Origin of the sequence: Pseudomonas sp. BS-2016, assembly GCF_001806145.1 — a bacterium.
Lineage (GTDB): Bacteria > Pseudomonadota > Gammaproteobacteria > Pseudomonadales > Pseudomonadaceae > Aquipseudomonas > Aquipseudomonas lundensis.
Genome location: NZ_MLCT01000034.1, coordinates 118,123 through 132,716 on the forward strand (window position 1 = coordinate 118,123; position 14,594 = coordinate 132,716).

19 protein-coding genes are annotated in these 14,594 nt (G+C 59.9%); 11 read left to right on the forward strand and 8 right to left on the reverse strand.

Annotated features, from left to right (window positions below; translation table 11 throughout):
• The first annotated feature begins 130 nt into the window (after positions 1-130).
• The 6 genes from phhA (at position 131) to BKD70_RS18115 (ending at position 4,321) form a co-directional block, all read left to right on the forward strand.
• Positions 131-922 (forward strand): phenylalanine 4-monooxygenase, encoded by a 792-nt coding sequence (gene phhA / locus BKD70_RS18100; protein WP_047275991.1) that lies wholly within the window; start codon positions 131-133, stop codon positions 920-922.
• Positions 923-981: 59 nt separating this feature from the next.
• Entirely contained in the window at positions 982-1,338 is a 357-nt protein-coding gene (locus BKD70_RS18105) for a 4a-hydroxytetrahydrobiopterin dehydratase (RefSeq protein ID WP_047275993.1), read from the forward strand.
• Entirely contained in the window at positions 1,335-2,534 is a 1,200-nt protein-coding gene (locus BKD70_RS18110) for an amino acid aminotransferase (protein ID WP_169859522.1), read from the forward strand. Before BKD70_RS18105 ends, BKD70_RS18110 begins: the two co-directional genes overlap by 4 nt.
• Positions 2,535-2,729: 195 nt before the next feature.
• Entirely contained in the window at positions 2,730-2,861 is a 132-nt protein-coding gene (locus tag BKD70_RS25445) for a hypothetical protein (protein ID WP_255163946.1), read from the forward strand.
• Positions 2,862-2,950: 89 nt separating this feature from the next.
• Complete coding sequence (locus BKD70_RS25085; RefSeq protein WP_088500190.1) at positions 2,951-3,127, forward strand: hypothetical protein; 177 nt, start codon at positions 2,951-2,953, stop codon at positions 3,125-3,127.
• 18 nt (positions 3,128-3,145) lie between these two features.
• On the forward strand, positions 3,146-4,321 hold the full coding sequence (locus BKD70_RS18115) for an MFS transporter (RefSeq protein WP_047275995.1): 1,176 nt from the start codon (positions 3,146-3,148) through the stop codon (positions 4,319-4,321).
• 10 nt (positions 4,322-4,331) lie between these two features.
• Here the strand turns inward: BKD70_RS18115 and arfB are convergent, their stop codons facing one another.
• The 8 genes from arfB to BKD70_RS18155 all read right to left on the reverse strand — a co-directional run bounded on the left by arfB (position 4,332) and on the right by BKD70_RS18155 (position 11,791).
• Complete coding sequence (arfB, locus tag BKD70_RS18120; RefSeq protein WP_047275997.1) at positions 4,332-4,745, reverse strand: alternative ribosome rescue aminoacyl-tRNA hydrolase ArfB; 414 nt, start codon at positions 4,743-4,745, stop codon at positions 4,332-4,334.
• A 90-nt stretch (positions 4,746-4,835) separates the two neighbouring features.
• Positions 4,836-6,254 (reverse strand): amino acid permease, encoded by a 1,419-nt coding sequence (locus tag BKD70_RS18125; RefSeq protein WP_047275998.1) that lies wholly within the window; start codon positions 6,252-6,254, stop codon positions 4,836-4,838.
• Between the two features lie 680 nt (positions 6,255-6,934).
• Entirely contained in the window at positions 6,935-8,131 is a 1,197-nt protein-coding gene (gene rluB, locus BKD70_RS18130; RefSeq protein ID WP_047276000.1) for a 23S rRNA pseudouridine(2605) synthase RluB, read from the reverse strand.
• Between the two features lie 144 nt (positions 8,132-8,275).
• On the reverse strand, positions 8,276-8,467 hold the full coding sequence (locus tag BKD70_RS18135; RefSeq protein ID WP_047276002.1) for a DUF1289 domain-containing protein: 192 nt from the start codon (positions 8,465-8,467) through the stop codon (positions 8,276-8,278).
• A 54-nt stretch (positions 8,468-8,521) separates the two neighbouring features.
• Positions 8,522-9,445 (reverse strand): SMC-Scp complex subunit ScpB, encoded by a 924-nt coding sequence (gene scpB / locus BKD70_RS18140; RefSeq protein WP_047276004.1) that lies wholly within the window; start codon positions 9,443-9,445, stop codon positions 8,522-8,524.
• Between the two features lie 12 nt (positions 9,446-9,457).
• Positions 9,458-10,156, reverse strand: a complete 699-nt coding sequence (locus tag BKD70_RS18145) for a ScpA family protein (protein ID WP_162841639.1) — start codon at positions 10,154-10,156, stop codon at positions 9,458-9,460.
• A 128-nt stretch (positions 10,157-10,284) separates the two neighbouring features.
• The gene (locus BKD70_RS18150; RefSeq protein ID WP_047276008.1) at positions 10,285-10,914 is read right to left on the reverse strand and encodes an L-threonylcarbamoyladenylate synthase; all 630 of its coding nucleotides are present in this window, start codon (positions 10,912-10,914) and stop codon (positions 10,285-10,287) included.
• Positions 10,915-10,927: 13 nt separating this feature from the next.
• Positions 10,928-11,791, reverse strand: a complete 864-nt coding sequence (locus BKD70_RS18155; protein WP_047276010.1) for a PHP domain-containing protein — start codon at positions 11,789-11,791, stop codon at positions 10,928-10,930.
• 84 nt (positions 11,792-11,875) lie between these two features.
• Here BKD70_RS18155 and BKD70_RS18160 point away from each other — a divergent pair, with 84 nt between their 5' ends.
• The 5 genes from BKD70_RS18160 to BKD70_RS18180 all read left to right on the forward strand — a co-directional run bounded on the left by BKD70_RS18160 (position 11,876) and on the right by BKD70_RS18180 (position 14,543).
• Positions 11,876-12,472 (forward strand): septation protein A, encoded by a 597-nt coding sequence (locus BKD70_RS18160; protein ID WP_047276011.1) that lies wholly within the window; start codon positions 11,876-11,878, stop codon positions 12,470-12,472.
• Between the two features lies 1 nt (position 12,473).
• Positions 12,474-12,773 (forward strand): YciI family protein, encoded by a 300-nt coding sequence (locus BKD70_RS18165; protein ID WP_047276014.1) that lies wholly within the window; start codon positions 12,474-12,476, stop codon positions 12,771-12,773.
• A 111-nt stretch (positions 12,774-12,884) separates the two neighbouring features.
• Entirely contained in the window at positions 12,885-13,292 is a 408-nt protein-coding gene (locus BKD70_RS18170) for a translation initiation factor 2 (RefSeq protein WP_047276016.1), read from the forward strand.
• Positions 13,293-13,304: 12 nt separating this feature from the next.
• Entirely contained in the window at positions 13,305-13,982 is a 678-nt protein-coding gene (locus BKD70_RS18175) for a response regulator transcription factor (RefSeq protein WP_047276018.1), read from the forward strand.
• A gap of 129 nt (positions 13,983-14,111) precedes the next feature.
• Entirely contained in the window at positions 14,112-14,543 is a 432-nt protein-coding gene (locus BKD70_RS18180; protein ID WP_047276020.1) for a Spy/CpxP family protein refolding chaperone, read from the forward strand.
• Positions 14,544-14,594: the final 51 nt, after the last annotated feature.

The window sequence follows — 14,594 nt, forward strand, 5'->3', positions numbered from 1 at the left end:
ACTTTACGAATGCCGGGCATCATCCCAGCATTCATGGCTTTGCGCCAGTGCAACAAGGGCGGGGTTTGGGGTATCACTAGGTCATCGCCACACACCGAATAATAAAAACGATTTCCTTGCGGAGAGCCCCATGAAGCAAACGAAATACGTCGCCCGCGAGCCTGATGCCGATGGCTTTATCGACTACACACCTGCCGAGCACGGCGTGTGGAACACGCTGATCACCCGCCAACTGAAGCTGCTCGAAGGCCGTGCCTGCCCTGAGTACATGGAAGGCATCGAAAAGCTGGGTCTGCCCCACGACCGCATTCCGCAACTGAGCGAAATCAACCACGTGCTGGGCGAAACCACGGGCTGGCAAGTCGCCCGTGTACCGGCCCTGATTCCGTTCCAGACCTTCTTCGAATTGCTGGCCAATAAACAGTTTCCGGTGGCGACGTTTATTCGCACCCCCGAAGAACTGGATTACCTGCAAGAGCCGGACATTTTTCACGAGATTTTCGGCCACTGCCCACTGCTGACCAACCCGTGGTTTGCAGAATTCACCCACACCTACGGCAAGCTTGGCCTGCAAGCCACCAAGGAACAGCGCGTGTATTTGGCCCGCCTGTACTGGATGACCATTGAGTTTGGCCTGGTCGACACCCCCGACGGCAAACGCATCTACGGCGGCGGGATTCTGTCATCGCCCAAAGAAACGGTTTACAGCCTGTCTTCAGAACCGGAACATCAAGCCTTCGACCCGCTGGAAGCCATGCGCACGCCTTACCGCATCGACATCCTGCAGCCCCTGTATTTTGTGCTGCCGGATTTGAAGCGACTGTTCGACCTGGCCCACGAAGACATCATGGGCATGGTTGAAAAAGGCATGGCACTGGGCCTGCATGCGCCCAAGTTCCCGCCTAAACCCAAGGCCGCGTGACGCACGCCTTTACGACTTCTCTTTGTACACATAAGAAAAACTGACTTCAGGAACACACCATGAACGCACTGAACCAAGCCCACTGCGAAGCCTGCCGCGCCGATGCCCCACAGGTCAGCGACGAAGAACTGCCGGTACTGATCAAACAGATCCCGGACTGGAACATCGAAGTTCGCGACGGCGTGATGCAGCTGGAAAAGGTCTTTCTGTTCAAAAACTTCAAGTTCGCCCTGGCGTTCACCAATGCCGTCGGCGAGATCTCCGAAGCTGAAGGCCATCACCCGGGCCTGCTGACGGAATGGGGCAAAGTGACCGTGACCTGGTGGAGCCACAGCATCAAGGGCCTGCACCGCAATGACTTCATCATGGCCGCGCGCACTGACGAAGTGGCCAGCACCGCCGAAGGTCGCAAGTGAGGCACTTCGCGGCCATTGGCCGGGTGCCGGGCGACCCGATTCTGGGCCTGATGGACGCCTACAATCAGGACACCAACCCGGACAAGTTCGACTTGGGCGTGGGCGTGTACAAGGACGCCAACGGCCTGACGCCGATTTTGCAGTCGGTCAAGCAGGCAGAACAGCGCCTGGTGGACCAGCAGCAGACCAAAACCTACATCGGCGGGCATGGCGACAGCCGTTTTGGCCAACTGATCAGCGAACTGGTGCTGGGTGCCGATTCGCCCCTGTTAAGCGCCAAACGTGCGGGCGCCACCCAAACCCCGGGTGGCACCGGCGCGTTGCGCTTGAGTGCTGACTTCATTGCACAGTGCTTGCCGGGGCGCGGCATCTGGCTGAGCGACCCGACCTGGCCGATCCACGAAACCATCTTTGCCGCGGCTGGGCTGAAGATCAGCCACTACCCGTATGTGGGCAGTGACAACACGCTGAACGTGGCCGCCATGCTGGCGGCGCTGGAACAGGCGCCCAAAGGTGACGTGGTGCTGTTGCACGCCTGTTGCCACAACCCCACCGGCTTCGATCTGTCGCAAGACGATTGGCATCAGGTACTGGACGTCGTGAAGCGGCGTGAGTTGTTGCCGCTGATCGACTTCGCGTATCAAGGCTTCGGTGACGGTCTGGAGCAGGACGCGTGGTCCACACGCCTGTTTGCTCGCGAACTGCCTGAATTGCTGATCACCAGCTCCTGCTCGAAAAACTTCGGCCTGTACCGCGAACGTGTGGGCGCGCTGATCGTCTGCGCCAGTGACGCCGAGAAACTGACGGACATCCGCAGTCAATTGGCCTATTTGGCGCGCAACCTGTGGTCCAACCCACCGGACCATGGCGCTGCGGTGGTGGCGACCATTTTGGGTGATGAGCAACTCAAGCACCTGTGGGCCAGCGAAGTCGAGGCCATGCGCAGCCGTATCGCGCAACTGCGCAGCGGCTTGGTGGAGGCACTGACGCCGTTTGGCCTCGCCGAGCACTTTGCTCATATCACTCAACAGCGCGGGATGTTTTCCTACACTGGATTGAGTGCCGATCAAGTGCAATTGCTGCGCGAGAAGCACAGTGTGTACATGGTCGGGTCCGGCCGCGCCAACATGGCCGGGGTCGACGGCACGCGCCTGGGCCTGCTGGCCAAAGCCATCGCGCAGGTCTGCACGCACTGAGGCCGTGAATCTGCCGGGACGGCCGCGTCCGTTCCGGCAGATGCACGACAACAGCACGATGAAAAGTTCGCCACACACCCCCGCCAGACACAAAAAAAGACAAATTGTCACACCCGGTCATGTATCCTGCCCTAGCTTTTTAAAAGCGCGGATGTACCCAGCGATTTAAAAACACACCTTGCGAGGAGCGCGACGATGCACGAAATCCCAAACCTCCCCTTCCCAAGCCTGCATGAAACTCAGCAGCCAACCCCGCAACACACCAGTGGCGAAAACCCCGCACTGGACGAGGCCCCTGAAAGCCTCAAGGCCGACAGCGAAGACTGACGGTTCGCACTCAGGCGGTGCGAAAAGCTTTCGGCTTTTCATACCGCCTGACACAATCGCCCCACCTTTTTACTCCCCCGGATTACAGCGTGACTGACTCTTTCGACGACACCCAGGCCAGCGTTCTGATCGGCACCGCCGAGCAAATGATCGTGCTGTGGGATCGCCTCACACCGGAAAAACAAGCCACCCTGCTCCAGCGGTTCGGCACCCGGGAAAACGCCCTGGCCGCCCTGATCGCAACCCGCCTGGTTGCACCGCTCTAACCCCGCAGGACCTGCCCCATGACCGAACAACGTCCACTGGCGATCACCCTGCAGGTGGTGTCCATCGTTCTGTTTACCTTTATTGGCTATCTGAACATCGGCATCCCGCTGGCGGTTTTGCCCGGTTACGTGCACAACCACTTGGGTTACGGCACGGTCATCGCCGGGCTGGTGATCAGCGTGCAGTACCTGGCCACACTGCTCAGCCGCCCTTACGCCAGCCGCATCATCGACAACCTGGGCAGCAAACGTGCGGTCATGTATGGCCTGGCCGGGTGCGGGCTGAGCGGCGTTTTTATGCTGGTGTCCAGCTGGCTGTCGGCCATGCCTGCACTGAGCCTTGCCAGCCTGTTGATCGGGCGACTGGTATTGGGCAGCGCTGAAAGCCTGGTGGGTTCGGGCTCCATCGGCTGGGGCATTGGCCGCGTCGGTGCGCAGAACACCGCCAAGGTGATTTCCTGGAACGGCATCGCCAGCTATGGCGCAATCGCCGTCGGCGCACCCTTGGGGGTGATGATGGTCGACCACTGGGGCATGTGGAGCATGGGCGCCAGCATCATCGCCCTGGCCGCGCTGGGGCTGCTGCTGGCGTGGCCCAAACTGGCCGCGCCGATTGTCAGTGGCGTGCGCCTGCCGTTCCTGCATGTGCTGGGCCGGGTGCTGCCCCATGGCACCGGACTGGCACTGGGCTCCATCGGCTTTGGCACCATCGCCACGTTCATCACCCTGTATTACGCGGCCCAACACTGGGAAAACGCGGTTCTGTGCCTGAGCCTGTTCGGCGCCAGCTTTATCGGCGCGCGACTGCTGTTCGGCAACATGATCAATCGCCTGGGCGGCTTTCGAGTAGCGATCGCCTGCCTGAGCGTCGAAACCGTGGGCTTGCTGCTGCTGTGGCTGGCGCCAAATCCGCAACTGGCACTGGCTGGCGCGGCGCTGAGCGGGTTTGGCTTTTCGCTGGTGTTCCCGGCCTTGGGCGTCGAAGCAGTGAACCTGGTGCCTGCTTCCAGTCGCGGTGCGGCCGTCGGGGCCTATTCGCTGTTCATCGACTTGTCACTGGGCATTACCGGACCGCTGGTGGGCGCGGTAGCGGCCGGTTTCGGGTTTGCGTCCATCTTCCTGTTTGCCGCGCTGGCAGCGTTCAGCGGGCTGATGCTGAGCCTGTATTTGTACCGGCAGGCACGCAGTCGCTGACGCGCAGCACCTAGAAATCCACTTTGCCGCGCCCCGCCTTTAGGTTGCCGCGCTTGCTCTTGGACTCCAGCCGACGGGTTTTTGACCCCAACGTCGGCTTGGTCGGGCGACGCTTTTTCTCAACCTTGGTCGCACTGACGATCAGCTCAAGCAACCGCTCAAGGGCATCGGCGCGGTTTTGCTCTTGGGTGCGGTATTGCTGCGCCTTGATAATCAACACGCCATCGCCGGTAATCCGGCTGTCACGCAGCGCCAGCAACCGCTCTTTGTAGAACGGCGGCAAGGACGAGTTGGGGATGTCGAAGCGCAGGTGCATGGCGCTTGAAACTTTGTTGACGTTTTGCCCGCCCGCCCCTTGGGCGCGGATGGCCGTGAGTTCAATCTCGGCGTCGGGGATGTGGACGTTGTTGGAGATGACCAGCATTAAAAAGGGTCCTTGATCAGGGCGTGCAGGATACCCCACAAACGACAAACCCGGCGCAATGGCCGGGTTTGTCATGACCAACCGCTCAGCTTATTTGGCTGAACTGTAAGCGGCTGCCGAGGCGTGTACCTCGCGCTTGCTCTTGATCAGGTAGCAGACCCACATGAAGATCACCCACACCGGGATCGCGTAAACCGACACGCGGATGCCGGGAATCATCAGCATGATGACCAGGATGAACGCCACGAACGCCAGGCATACATAGTTGCCATAGGGGTACCACAGGGCCTTGAACAACGGGGTTTGCGCCGTTTTGTTCATGTGCTGGCGGAACTTGACGTGGGAGAAGCTGATCATCGCCCAGTTAATCACCAGGGTGGCAACCACCAGCGACATCAGCAGTTCCAGGGCGTCGTGGGGCATCAGGTAGTTGAGCAGCACCGCGATAACCGTGACCGCCGCCGACGCCAGAATCGAGTTCACCGGCACGCCACGCTTGTCGATTTTGGACAGTACTTTTGGCGCGTCACCTTGCTGGGCCATACCCAATAGCATGCGGCTGTTGCAGTACGTGCCGCTGTTGTACACCGACAACGCTGCGGTCAAGACCACAAAGTTGAGGATGTGTGCCGCGGTGTTGCTGCCCAGCATCGAGAACACTTGCACAAACGGGCTGCTGCTGTAGCTGTCGCCACCGGCGTTCAGGGTTTCAAGCAGCGAATCCCACGGCGTCAGGGACAACAGCACCACCAGGGCACCGATGTAGAAAATCAGGATGCGGTAAATCACCTGATTGATCGCTTTAGGGATCACGGTGCGCGGCTTATCGGCTTCAGCGGCGGTGAAACCGAGCATTTCGAGCCCGCCGAAAGAGAACATGATGAACGCCATGGCCATCACCAGACCGGTGGTGCCATTGGGGAAGAAGCCACCGTGCTCCCACAGGTTGCTGACCGACGCTTGCGGGCCGCCGCTGCCACTGACCAGCAAATAGCTGCCCAGCGCGATCATGCCGACAATGGCCACGACCTTGATGATGGCGAACCAGAATTCAGCCTCGCCAAAGACTTTGACGTTGGTCAGGTTGATGACGTTGATCAGCACGAAAAACGCTGCCGCCGAGGCCCAGGTCGGGATCTCGGGCCACCAGTAGTGCACGTATTTACCGACCGCGGTCAGCTCCGACATGCCCACCAGGATGTACAGCACCCAGCAGTTCCAGCCCGACATGAAGCCGGCGAAACCGCCCCAGTATTTGTGTGCAAAGTGGCTGAAAGAACCGGCTACCGGTTCTTCGACGATCATTTCGCCCAGTTGGCGCATGATCATGAAGGCAATAAAGCCGCAGATCGCATAGCCCAGAATCATCGACGGGCCCGCCGATTTCAGGACCCCGGCCGAGCCGAGGAACAGGCCTGTACCAATCGCGCCACCGAGGGCAATCAGTTGGATATGACGATTTTTCAGGCCGCGTTTAAGCTCGCCCGAATGCGAGGTTTGTCCACTCATTGAAAAGGGTCCCACACAAGGTTTGATGTCGTTCAGTGCGTTTTCGCTTGAGCACCGGCAGTGATCGAAGGGTCTACAACACAAATCAAACCCCAGCGCAGGCGCCAGGAATCCAAGGTTGTTTCACGAGTCATGCGTCACCTGTTTGTTTTTATCTGTGACGGAATCGAACCCGCAATGCTTATGGCATTGCGGAGTTTACAAGGCGGGTTTGCCTTGAGGTTTTGGCCAATCAGCACATCGCCGAGCAGCGCAAAATGCGCGGGTACGCAATTGAGTCACAGGTAAAACGCCGCGCATTGTACACCTGCTCGAAGGCAAGATCCCATCACACCGCCGCTTGCAACACGAAACAAGCCGCAGATGCGGTCTCAAACGTCACAAATTTGTAAAACGCGGAACATTTTCTATACACAAACCGAATAATTCACGGCCGAGGGCGGTAAACGGCGCAGAACGTCACGTTTACTTGACGCTTTGTAACGTTTTTTTGCCACCCTAAACGCCCTGCGGTGCTCAGCGACCGATTGCCGCAGGCCTAATTCATTGATTTTCAATGATTAACCGGGCGTTGCGTGGGCGCTTCCACGCCGTGACCACAGTGCCCCCACGGAACGACGTGTGCAGGCAAAAAAAAACGCCAACCCGAAGGTTGGCGTTTTTTTAACAGCGTTAAACGCTTATTGCGGCTTGCGACGACCGAAGCCAGGGCGCTGACCGGAACCTGCCGGTGCGCCACGACGCTTGCCGGACGGCGCATCGTCAACCAGCTTTGGCCCCTGACGGGACGGCTTGGTCGGGCGCTTGTTCACTTCGCTCGGGCGCTCGGCAACCGGCGCACCGCGACCGGCCGGCACACGGTCCGTGCGACCGGCAGGCTTGCGTGCAGGACGCGCGGCCTCGTCACGGGCCGGGCGACCCGGACGCTCGCCTTCAATGTGCGGCTGACGCGCAGGACGCGGGGCAGCAGGCTCACCGTTGGCAGGGCGCAAGGTACGGGCAACACGATCAGCGCGTGCCACAGGACGCGACGACTTACGCTGCATACGCTCAAGCTTGTCTTTGCTCTTGGCGTTCATCTCAGGCATGGCCACCGGCGTGAGGCCGACTTCAGCACTGAGGATATCCACCTCGTACTGACTCATTTCACGCCAGCGACCCATCGGCAAGTCCGAGTTCAGGAACACCGGACCGAAACGCACGCGCTTCAGGCGGCTGACCACCAGCCCCTGGGATTCCCACAGACGACGCACTTCACGGTTGCGGCCTTCCATCACCACGCAGTGGTACCAGTGGTTGAAACCTTCGCCGCCCGGTGCCTGCTTGATGTCGGTAAAACGCGCCGGGCCGTCTTCCAGCACCACGCCCGCCTTGAGGCGTTCGATCATCTCGTCATCCACTTCACCACGCACACGTACCGCGTATTCACGGTCCATTTCGTAGGACGGGTGCATCAGGCGGTTGGCCAGCTCACCGTCAGTGGTGAACATCAGCAAGCCGGTGGTGTTGATGTCGAGACGGCCGATGTTGATCCAACGGCCTTCTTTAGGGCGCGGCAGCTTGTCGAATACGGTTGGACGGCCTTCCGGGTCGTCACGGGTGCAGATCTCGCCATCGGGCTTGTTGTACATGATCACGCGGCGCACCGATTCGGCGGCCTCTTCGCGCTTGATCACTTTGCCATCGATGGAAATGGCGTCATGCAGGTCAACGCGCAAACCCAGCGTTGCATCCTTGCCATTGACCTTGATCCGGCCCTGGCTGATCCAGGCCTCTACATCGCGGCGCGAACCGACGCCAATACGGGCGAGGACTTTTTGCAGTTTCTCGCCTGCTGGGCCAATTTCCTGGTCGTCTTTAGGGGTTAAATCACTCATCTGGGCACCTCCCGGTGTGTCAATTCAGGCGGGCGCCTGAAGTGTTGAAAATGGGCCTTGGCACACGACTGCGCGCCAAAGGGTCGCGAATCATACGCTGATCTTGCGTGTTTCGCATCAAAGGCCGGGCCTGTTCTGCCCGGTCTATTTCTTTTTCCGCCGGCCGGTGGCGTCAAGCGTGAGCAAACGCAGGTCGGCTTGCGCCAGCACGGCTCGCTTTTCGTCTTTGTCGAGCTTTTTCCAGGCCTTGATTTCACGCTGGGTGCGTCCGCAACCGATACAGACGTCCTCGCAGAACTTGCAGACGCCGATGCAGGGATCTTTGATTGAACTCATCAGCTGTGCTCCCGTTACGTGTTGTCGGTGAGAACGTGCGGGCGCGAGGCCGGATCACTCTTCGCGTTCGAGACGCTCCTGCTCGATGGCGTCGGCCAGCGCCCTCGCTTCGGCCTCTTCGTCGCTCAGCGCGGGCGGCAACTCCAGCGCCGCCACCGCCGCCAGCAACTGGCTGCGCGCCTGCTCGGCATCGCTTGGCTGCAGGGCGGGTGCGGTTTGAGGCTCAACCGCACCGTCAGGCGTGAACGCCTCTTTGGCCAGGTCCTCACGCAGCAAGTCGTCAAAGTCGATTTTCAGACCTTCCTCCATGGAGTCCAGTTCCGTCAGCAAGGTACGGAAGCTGGTTTCGTCCTTTGGCTCCTCGGGCTCGGCACTTTCGTCCGCCAATGCCTGAATGTGCTCGGGCACAGGCGCATCGTCGAAATCGAGAATCGGGTCGGGCTCCAGCTCGCGCAATTCGGCCAGCGGCGGCAGGTCGTCGAGGTTTTTCAAGTTGAAGTGGTCGAGAAATGCCTTGGTGGTGGCAAACATCGCAGGACGGCCCGGCACTTCGCGATAACCCACCACGCGAATCCACTCACGCTCGAGCAGGGTTTTGACGATGTGGCTATTGACCGCCACACCCCGCACGTCTTCGATCTCGCCACGGGTGATCGGTTGGCGATAGGCAATCAGCGCCATGGTTTCGAGCATGGCGCGGGAGTAACGCTGCGGCCGCTCTTCCCACAATCGCCCGACCCAAGGCGAAAACGTGTCGCGGATTTGCAGGCGGTAACCGGACGCCACCTCTTTGAGTTCAAAAGAGCGGCCGTCGCAGGATTTGCGCAGCAGTTCCAGCGCTTTTTTGAACACCGGCGGCTCTGGGCGCTCGCCTTCTTCAAACAGCTCAAACAAACGCTCAAGGCTTTGCGGCTTGCCCGAGGCCAACAGAAACGCCTCCAGCAACGGGGCCAGCTCGCGGGGATCAGTCAAATTCATGGTTTCAGCTCTTTATTCGGCTCGCGCCCGCACATGGATCGCCGCGTAGGGCTCGTTTTGCACCAACTCGATCAAGGACTCCTTGACCAGCTCCAGGATGGCCATAAACGTTACCACCACCCCCAAACGCCCTTCTTCCGCTGTAAACAACTCGACAAAGGGCACAAAGCCACCACCCTTCAGGCGTTCCAGTACATCGCTCATGCGCTCGCGGGTGGACAGGGCCTCGCGGCTGACCTGATGGCTTTCAAACATGTCAGTGCGGCGCAGCACCTCGGCCATCGACATCAACAACTCTTCAAGCGCCACGTCCGGCACCAGCTTGCGCGCCCGGGCCTGGGGGGCATCAAGCTTGGGCACAAACACGTCGCGCCCTACTCGCTCAAGGCCATCAATGCCTTCGGCCGCGGCTTTGAAACGCTCGTACTGCTGCAAGCGACGAATCAGTTCGGCACGCGGATCGCCCTCGTCCTCTTCCACCTCGGCCGAACGCGGCAGCAGCATGCGCGACTTGATTTCGGCCAGCATGGCTGCCATCACCAGATACTCGGCGGCCAACTCCAGGCGCACGGTCTTCATCAGCTCGACATAGCCCATGTACTGGCGAGTGATTTCCGCCACCGGGATGTCGAGGATGTCGATGTTCTGTTTGCGGATCAGGTACAGCAGCAAGTCGAGCGGGCCTTCGAACGCGTCGAGAAACACCTCCAGCGCATCCGGGGGGATGTACAGGTCTTGCGGCATTTCAATGACGGCCTGGCCGTAGACCATGGCGAACGGCAGCTCTTGCTGCGCATCGGCTTGCGGGTCTACCGGTTCAATCACTTCAACGTCAGACATCAGGCCTCGACCATAAAGGGCGTCGGATCACCGCAGCCGACCCGTACCACCTGCGGCTCGTCGTCCACCAGACTGATCACGGTGCTGGCTTTGTGCCCACCGAAACCGCCATCAATGATCAGGTCGACCTGTTTTTCCAGCGCATCGCGGATTTCGTACGGGTCTTCCATCGGCTCGGTTTCACCCGGCAGAATCAACGTCACACTCATCAACGGCTCGTCCAGTTCAGCCAGCAGGGCCAAGGCCAGCGGATGGCTGGGCACGCGCATGCCGATGGTACGCCGCTTGGGGTGCAGCAGCAGGCGCGGCACCTCACGGGTGGCGTTGAGAATGAAGGTGTACGGCCCCGGCGTATGGGCCTTGAGCAACCGGAACGTGCCGGTATCGACCTTGGCGAACAGGCCCAGTTGCGACAGGTCGCTGCACATCAAAGTGAAGTTGTGCTTGTCGTCCAGATTACGCAGGCGCTTGATGCGTTCGATCGCATGCTTGTCGCCCATCTGGCAACCGACCGCGTAGGACGAATCGGTGGGGTAAATCACCACACCGCCTTTTTTAATGATCTCGACCGCCTGTTTGATCAGACGCGGCTGAGGATTCTCCGGATGAATATGGAAAAATTGACTCACGTTGTGTACCTGTTCAGACGTTGGCTGTGGGCGGGTCCAGTTTGAAACGGGACCACAAAGGCGGCAGGTCGTCCGGTAGCGGGCGGTATTCGCCAATCTCGGACCAGCCTCCCGGGCCATGAAAATCGCTGCCGGCCGTCACCAGCAAACCGAACTCACGGGCGAGAATCGCCAGGCTGCCCACTTGATCAGCAGGTTGATAGCCATTGACCACCTCGATGGCGTGACCTCCCGCTTGAATATAGTCGCCAATCAGACGCCGACGCTTGCTGCGGGTGAAATCGTAGTGCGAGGGGTGCGCCAGGCTGACCCAGGCCCCGGCTGCCCGCAAAGTGCCCACGGTCTCTTCCAGGGTCGGCCAATGCTGCTTGACGTCGCCCAACTTGCCCGCGCCCAGCCATTTGCGAAACGCTTCGGCGCGGTCCTTGACGTAACCGGCGCCCACCAGAAAATCAGCGAAATGCGGACGTGCCGGGGCATTACCGCTGTCACCCAGCGCCGCCTGAATGGCGCGGGCGCCTTCGAGGGCGCCGGGCATACCTTTAAGGGCCAGCTTGCGGCTGATCTCTTCGGCGCGCAGCCAACGACCTTCATGGAGCGCCGCAATGGCCTGCACCAGCGCCGGGGCCTGCACGTCAAAACCGTAACCCAACACATGAATCGTGGCGCCGCCCCAGGTGCAGGACAGTTCAACGCCGTTTACCAGCTGCATGTTCAGCGCCTGAGCCGCTGTGCGGGCCTCATCAAGGCCCTCAAGTGTGTCGTGATCGGTCAGGGCCAGGACTCGCACACCTTTCTCGTACGCACGCGCCACCAGAACCGCAGGCGCCAAAGCGCCGTCCGACGCTGTGCTATGGCAATGCAAGTCAATTTCCACGGGAATTTAATAACCTCTAGCTGACGCTTTCGCTGTCATTGATGTTTGTTATTATGCCGCCACATCCTGCTTCTGGCTGCCACTGTGAAACAATTCATCGACTTCATCCCGCTGCTCCTGTTTTTCATCGTCTACAAAATCGAACCCCGCATCGTCGAGATCGCCGGCCACAGCCTGACCTTCGGCGGCATTTTCAGCGCGACCGCCATGCTGATCGCCAGCTCTGTGGTGGTGTACGGCATTCTGTTTTTCAAACAACGCAAACTCGAAAAAAGCCAATGGCTGACGCTGATTGCCTGCCTGGTATTCGGCAGCCTGACGCTGGCGTTCCACAGCGAGACCTTCCTCAAATGGAAAGCGCCCGTGGTGAACTGGCTGTTTGCCCTGGTGTTTGCCGGTAGCCACTTTATTGGCAACACCTTGCTGATCAAACGCGTCATGGGCCACGCCCTGACCCTGCCGGATGCGGTGTGGACACGCCTGAACCTGGCGTGGATCGCCTTCTTTGTGTTCTGCGGCGCCGCCAACCTGTTCGTGGCGTTCACCTTTCAGAGCATCTGGGTCGACTTCAAAGTCTTCGGCAGCCTCGGCCTGACCGTGCTGTTCCTGGTAGGTCAGGGCATTTACCTGTCGCGCCACCTGCATGATTCCGACACTCCAACCTCCAAAACCGAGGATTGACATGCTCTACGCAATCATTGCCACTGATGTCGCCAACTCCCTTGAAGCACGTCTGGCGGCTCGCCCGGCGCACCTTGAGCGCTTGCAGCAACTCAAACATGAAGGCCGGGTGATCCTGGCGGGCCCGCACCCGGCCATCGACAGCAATGATCCGGGCGCGGCCGGTTTCAGCGGCAGCCTGATTGTCGCTGAGTTCGACTCGCTGAGCGCCGCGCAAGCGTGGGCCGACGCCGATCCGTACATCGCAGCGGGCGTGTACGCCCATGTGATCGTCAAACCGTTCAAGCAAGTCCTGCCTTAAACCTGATATGCAGCGAAGCCGCCTTCGCGGCTCGCTGCATGTTTCTCGCCTCATTATTCCCGATCAACGGCCGACAACCTCTCCGAATCCCGTCAGGAATGAGGAGTTGCGATGCGCCAAGGTTTGCTGTGTGTGCTGTTGATCATGTTCTCGCTGGGCCACCTCGCCCAAGCTGAAGACGCTCCCGCCCCCGATAATTCCGTGCCGCTCTCATTGAGTGCTGGCGCGCGCATCACTGACTTGCAACAGCGCCTGGACGACAGTGAACGCCTGCGCGGCGAGCTGAGTCAGGCCCTGAAAAATGCCGATGCCTCCCGCGAAAGCAGCCAACTGGCGCAACTGCGCAAGGAAAACCAGCAGCTCAGGCAGCAGCTCGACAAAACCGCCTCCAACCCCGGTTTTAAACTGCTGACTGATTCGCAACAGTGGTTTGTGATTGGTGGCGCAGTTGCCCTATTGGCCCTACTCTGCGGTATCTTCGCCGGCGGCGGACGTAAACAGCGTCGGCAATGGCTATAAATAGAGTGAGTCATGAGCGACCTGTTACTGATAGATGATGACCAGGAGTTGTGTGAACTCCTGACCAGTTGGCTGAGCCAGGAAGGTTTTCACGTGCGCGCCTGCCACGATGGTTTGAGCGCACGCAAGGCGTTGAGCGAATCAAGCCCTGACGCCGTGGTCCTGGATGTCATGCTGCCCGACGGCAGCGGCCTGGAGCTGCTTAAACAATTGCGCAACGACCACCCCGACTTGCCGGTGCTGATGCTTTCGGCCCGGGGCGAGCCGCTGGACCGCATTCTGGGGCTGGAACTGGGGGCCGATGACTACCTGGCCAAGCCGTGCGACCCACGGGAACTGACCGCCCGCCTGCGTGCCGTGCTGCGCCGCAGCCACCCGGCGCCCGCGTCGAGCCAGATGGAGCTGGGCGATCTGTGCTTCAGCCCGATGCGCGGCGTGGTCACCATCAACCAACATGACATCACCCTGACCGTCTCCGAAAGCCGCATCCTCGAAGCCCTGTTGCGCCAGCCGGGTGAGCCGCTGGACAAGCAGGAACTGGCGCAACTGGCGCTGGGCCGCAAACTGACGCTGTATGACCGCAGCCTGGACATGCATGTCAGCAACCTGCGCAAGAAGATCGGCCCGCACCCCGACGGACGCCCGCGCATTGTGGCGCTGCGCAGCCGCGGGTATTTCTATAGCGCTTGACGCGCCTGTGTAAACCCGACGCAACCCCCTCTTTACTCAAGCTTTACGCTTGGCTGACAGCGCTTGACTTTGATCTCCCTAAACTGAGCGCATCCGGATTCACCGGAACGTACTAAAAGGAGACACACCATGCGTAAGACGCTTATTGCTTTGATGTTTGCTGCAGCACTGCCAACCGTCGCAATGGCCATGCCCGGTGGCGAAGGCCCAATGGGGCCACGTCACGGCGGTGAACACCATGGTCGCGGCGACGCACCTTACAGCCAACTGGACTTGACCCGCGAACAGCGCCAGCAAATCGGCAAGCTGATGGGCGAGCAAATGCACGAACGCAAACAGTTGGTCGACAAATACCTGGAAAAACTGCCAGCCGCTGATCAAAAAGCGCTGAAAGACGAAATCGCAGCCAAGCACGAAAAAACCCAGAAAGACATTCGTGCCCTGCTCAAGCCAGAACAGCAAAAACGCTTCGACGAGATGCAAAAGCAGCGCGCCGAACGCAAGGCTGAGTGGAAAGAGTTCAAAGACTGGAAAGCACAGAAAGACCAAAAAGCGCAATAATCCGCGCACTTGCCAAGCCCAACGGCCCCCCCAGCCGTTGGGCTTTGCGCG

What these genes read in the sequence shown, in the direction of transcription:
- phhA (WP_047275991.1), top strand. Translation starts at nt 131, where the DNA reads ATGAAGCAAACGAAATACGTCGCCCGCGAGCCTGATGCCGATGGCTTT.
- BKD70_RS18105 (WP_047275993.1), top strand. Translation starts at nt 982, where the DNA reads ATGAACGCACTGAACCAAGCCCACTGCGAAGCCTGCCGCGCCGATGCC.
- BKD70_RS25445 (WP_255163946.1), top strand. Translation starts at nt 2,730, where the DNA reads ATGCACGAAATCCCAAACCTCCCCTTCCCAAGCCTGCATGAAACTCAG.
- BKD70_RS18115 (WP_047275995.1), top strand. Translation starts at nt 3,146, where the DNA reads ATGACCGAACAACGTCCACTGGCGATCACCCTGCAGGTGGTGTCCATC.
- arfB (WP_047275997.1), bottom strand. Translation starts at nt 4,745, where the DNA reads ATGCTGGTCATCTCCAACAACGTCCACATCCCCGACGCCGAGATTGAA.
- BKD70_RS18125 (WP_047275998.1), bottom strand. Translation starts at nt 6,254, where the DNA reads ATGAGTGGACAAACCTCGCATTCGGGCGAGCTTAAACGCGGCCTGAAA.
- rluB (WP_047276000.1), bottom strand. Translation starts at nt 8,131, where the DNA reads ATGAGTGATTTAACCCCTAAAGACGACCAGGAAATTGGCCCAGCAGGC.
- BKD70_RS18135 (WP_047276002.1), bottom strand. Translation starts at nt 8,467, where the DNA reads ATGAGTTCAATCAAAGATCCCTGCATCGGCGTCTGCAAGTTCTGCGAG.
- scpB (WP_047276004.1), bottom strand. Translation starts at nt 9,445, where the DNA reads ATGAATTTGACTGATCCCCGCGAGCTGGCCCCGTTGCTGGAGGCGTTT.
- BKD70_RS18165 (WP_047276014.1), top strand. Translation starts at nt 12,474, where the DNA reads ATGCTCTACGCAATCATTGCCACTGATGTCGCCAACTCCCTTGAAGCA.
- BKD70_RS18170 (WP_047276016.1), top strand. Translation starts at nt 12,885, where the DNA reads ATGCGCCAAGGTTTGCTGTGTGTGCTGTTGATCATGTTCTCGCTGGGC.
- BKD70_RS18175 (WP_047276018.1), top strand. Translation starts at nt 13,305, where the DNA reads ATGAGCGACCTGTTACTGATAGATGATGACCAGGAGTTGTGTGAACTC.
- BKD70_RS18180 (WP_047276020.1), top strand. Translation starts at nt 14,112, where the DNA reads ATGCGTAAGACGCTTATTGCTTTGATGTTTGCTGCAGCACTGCCAACC.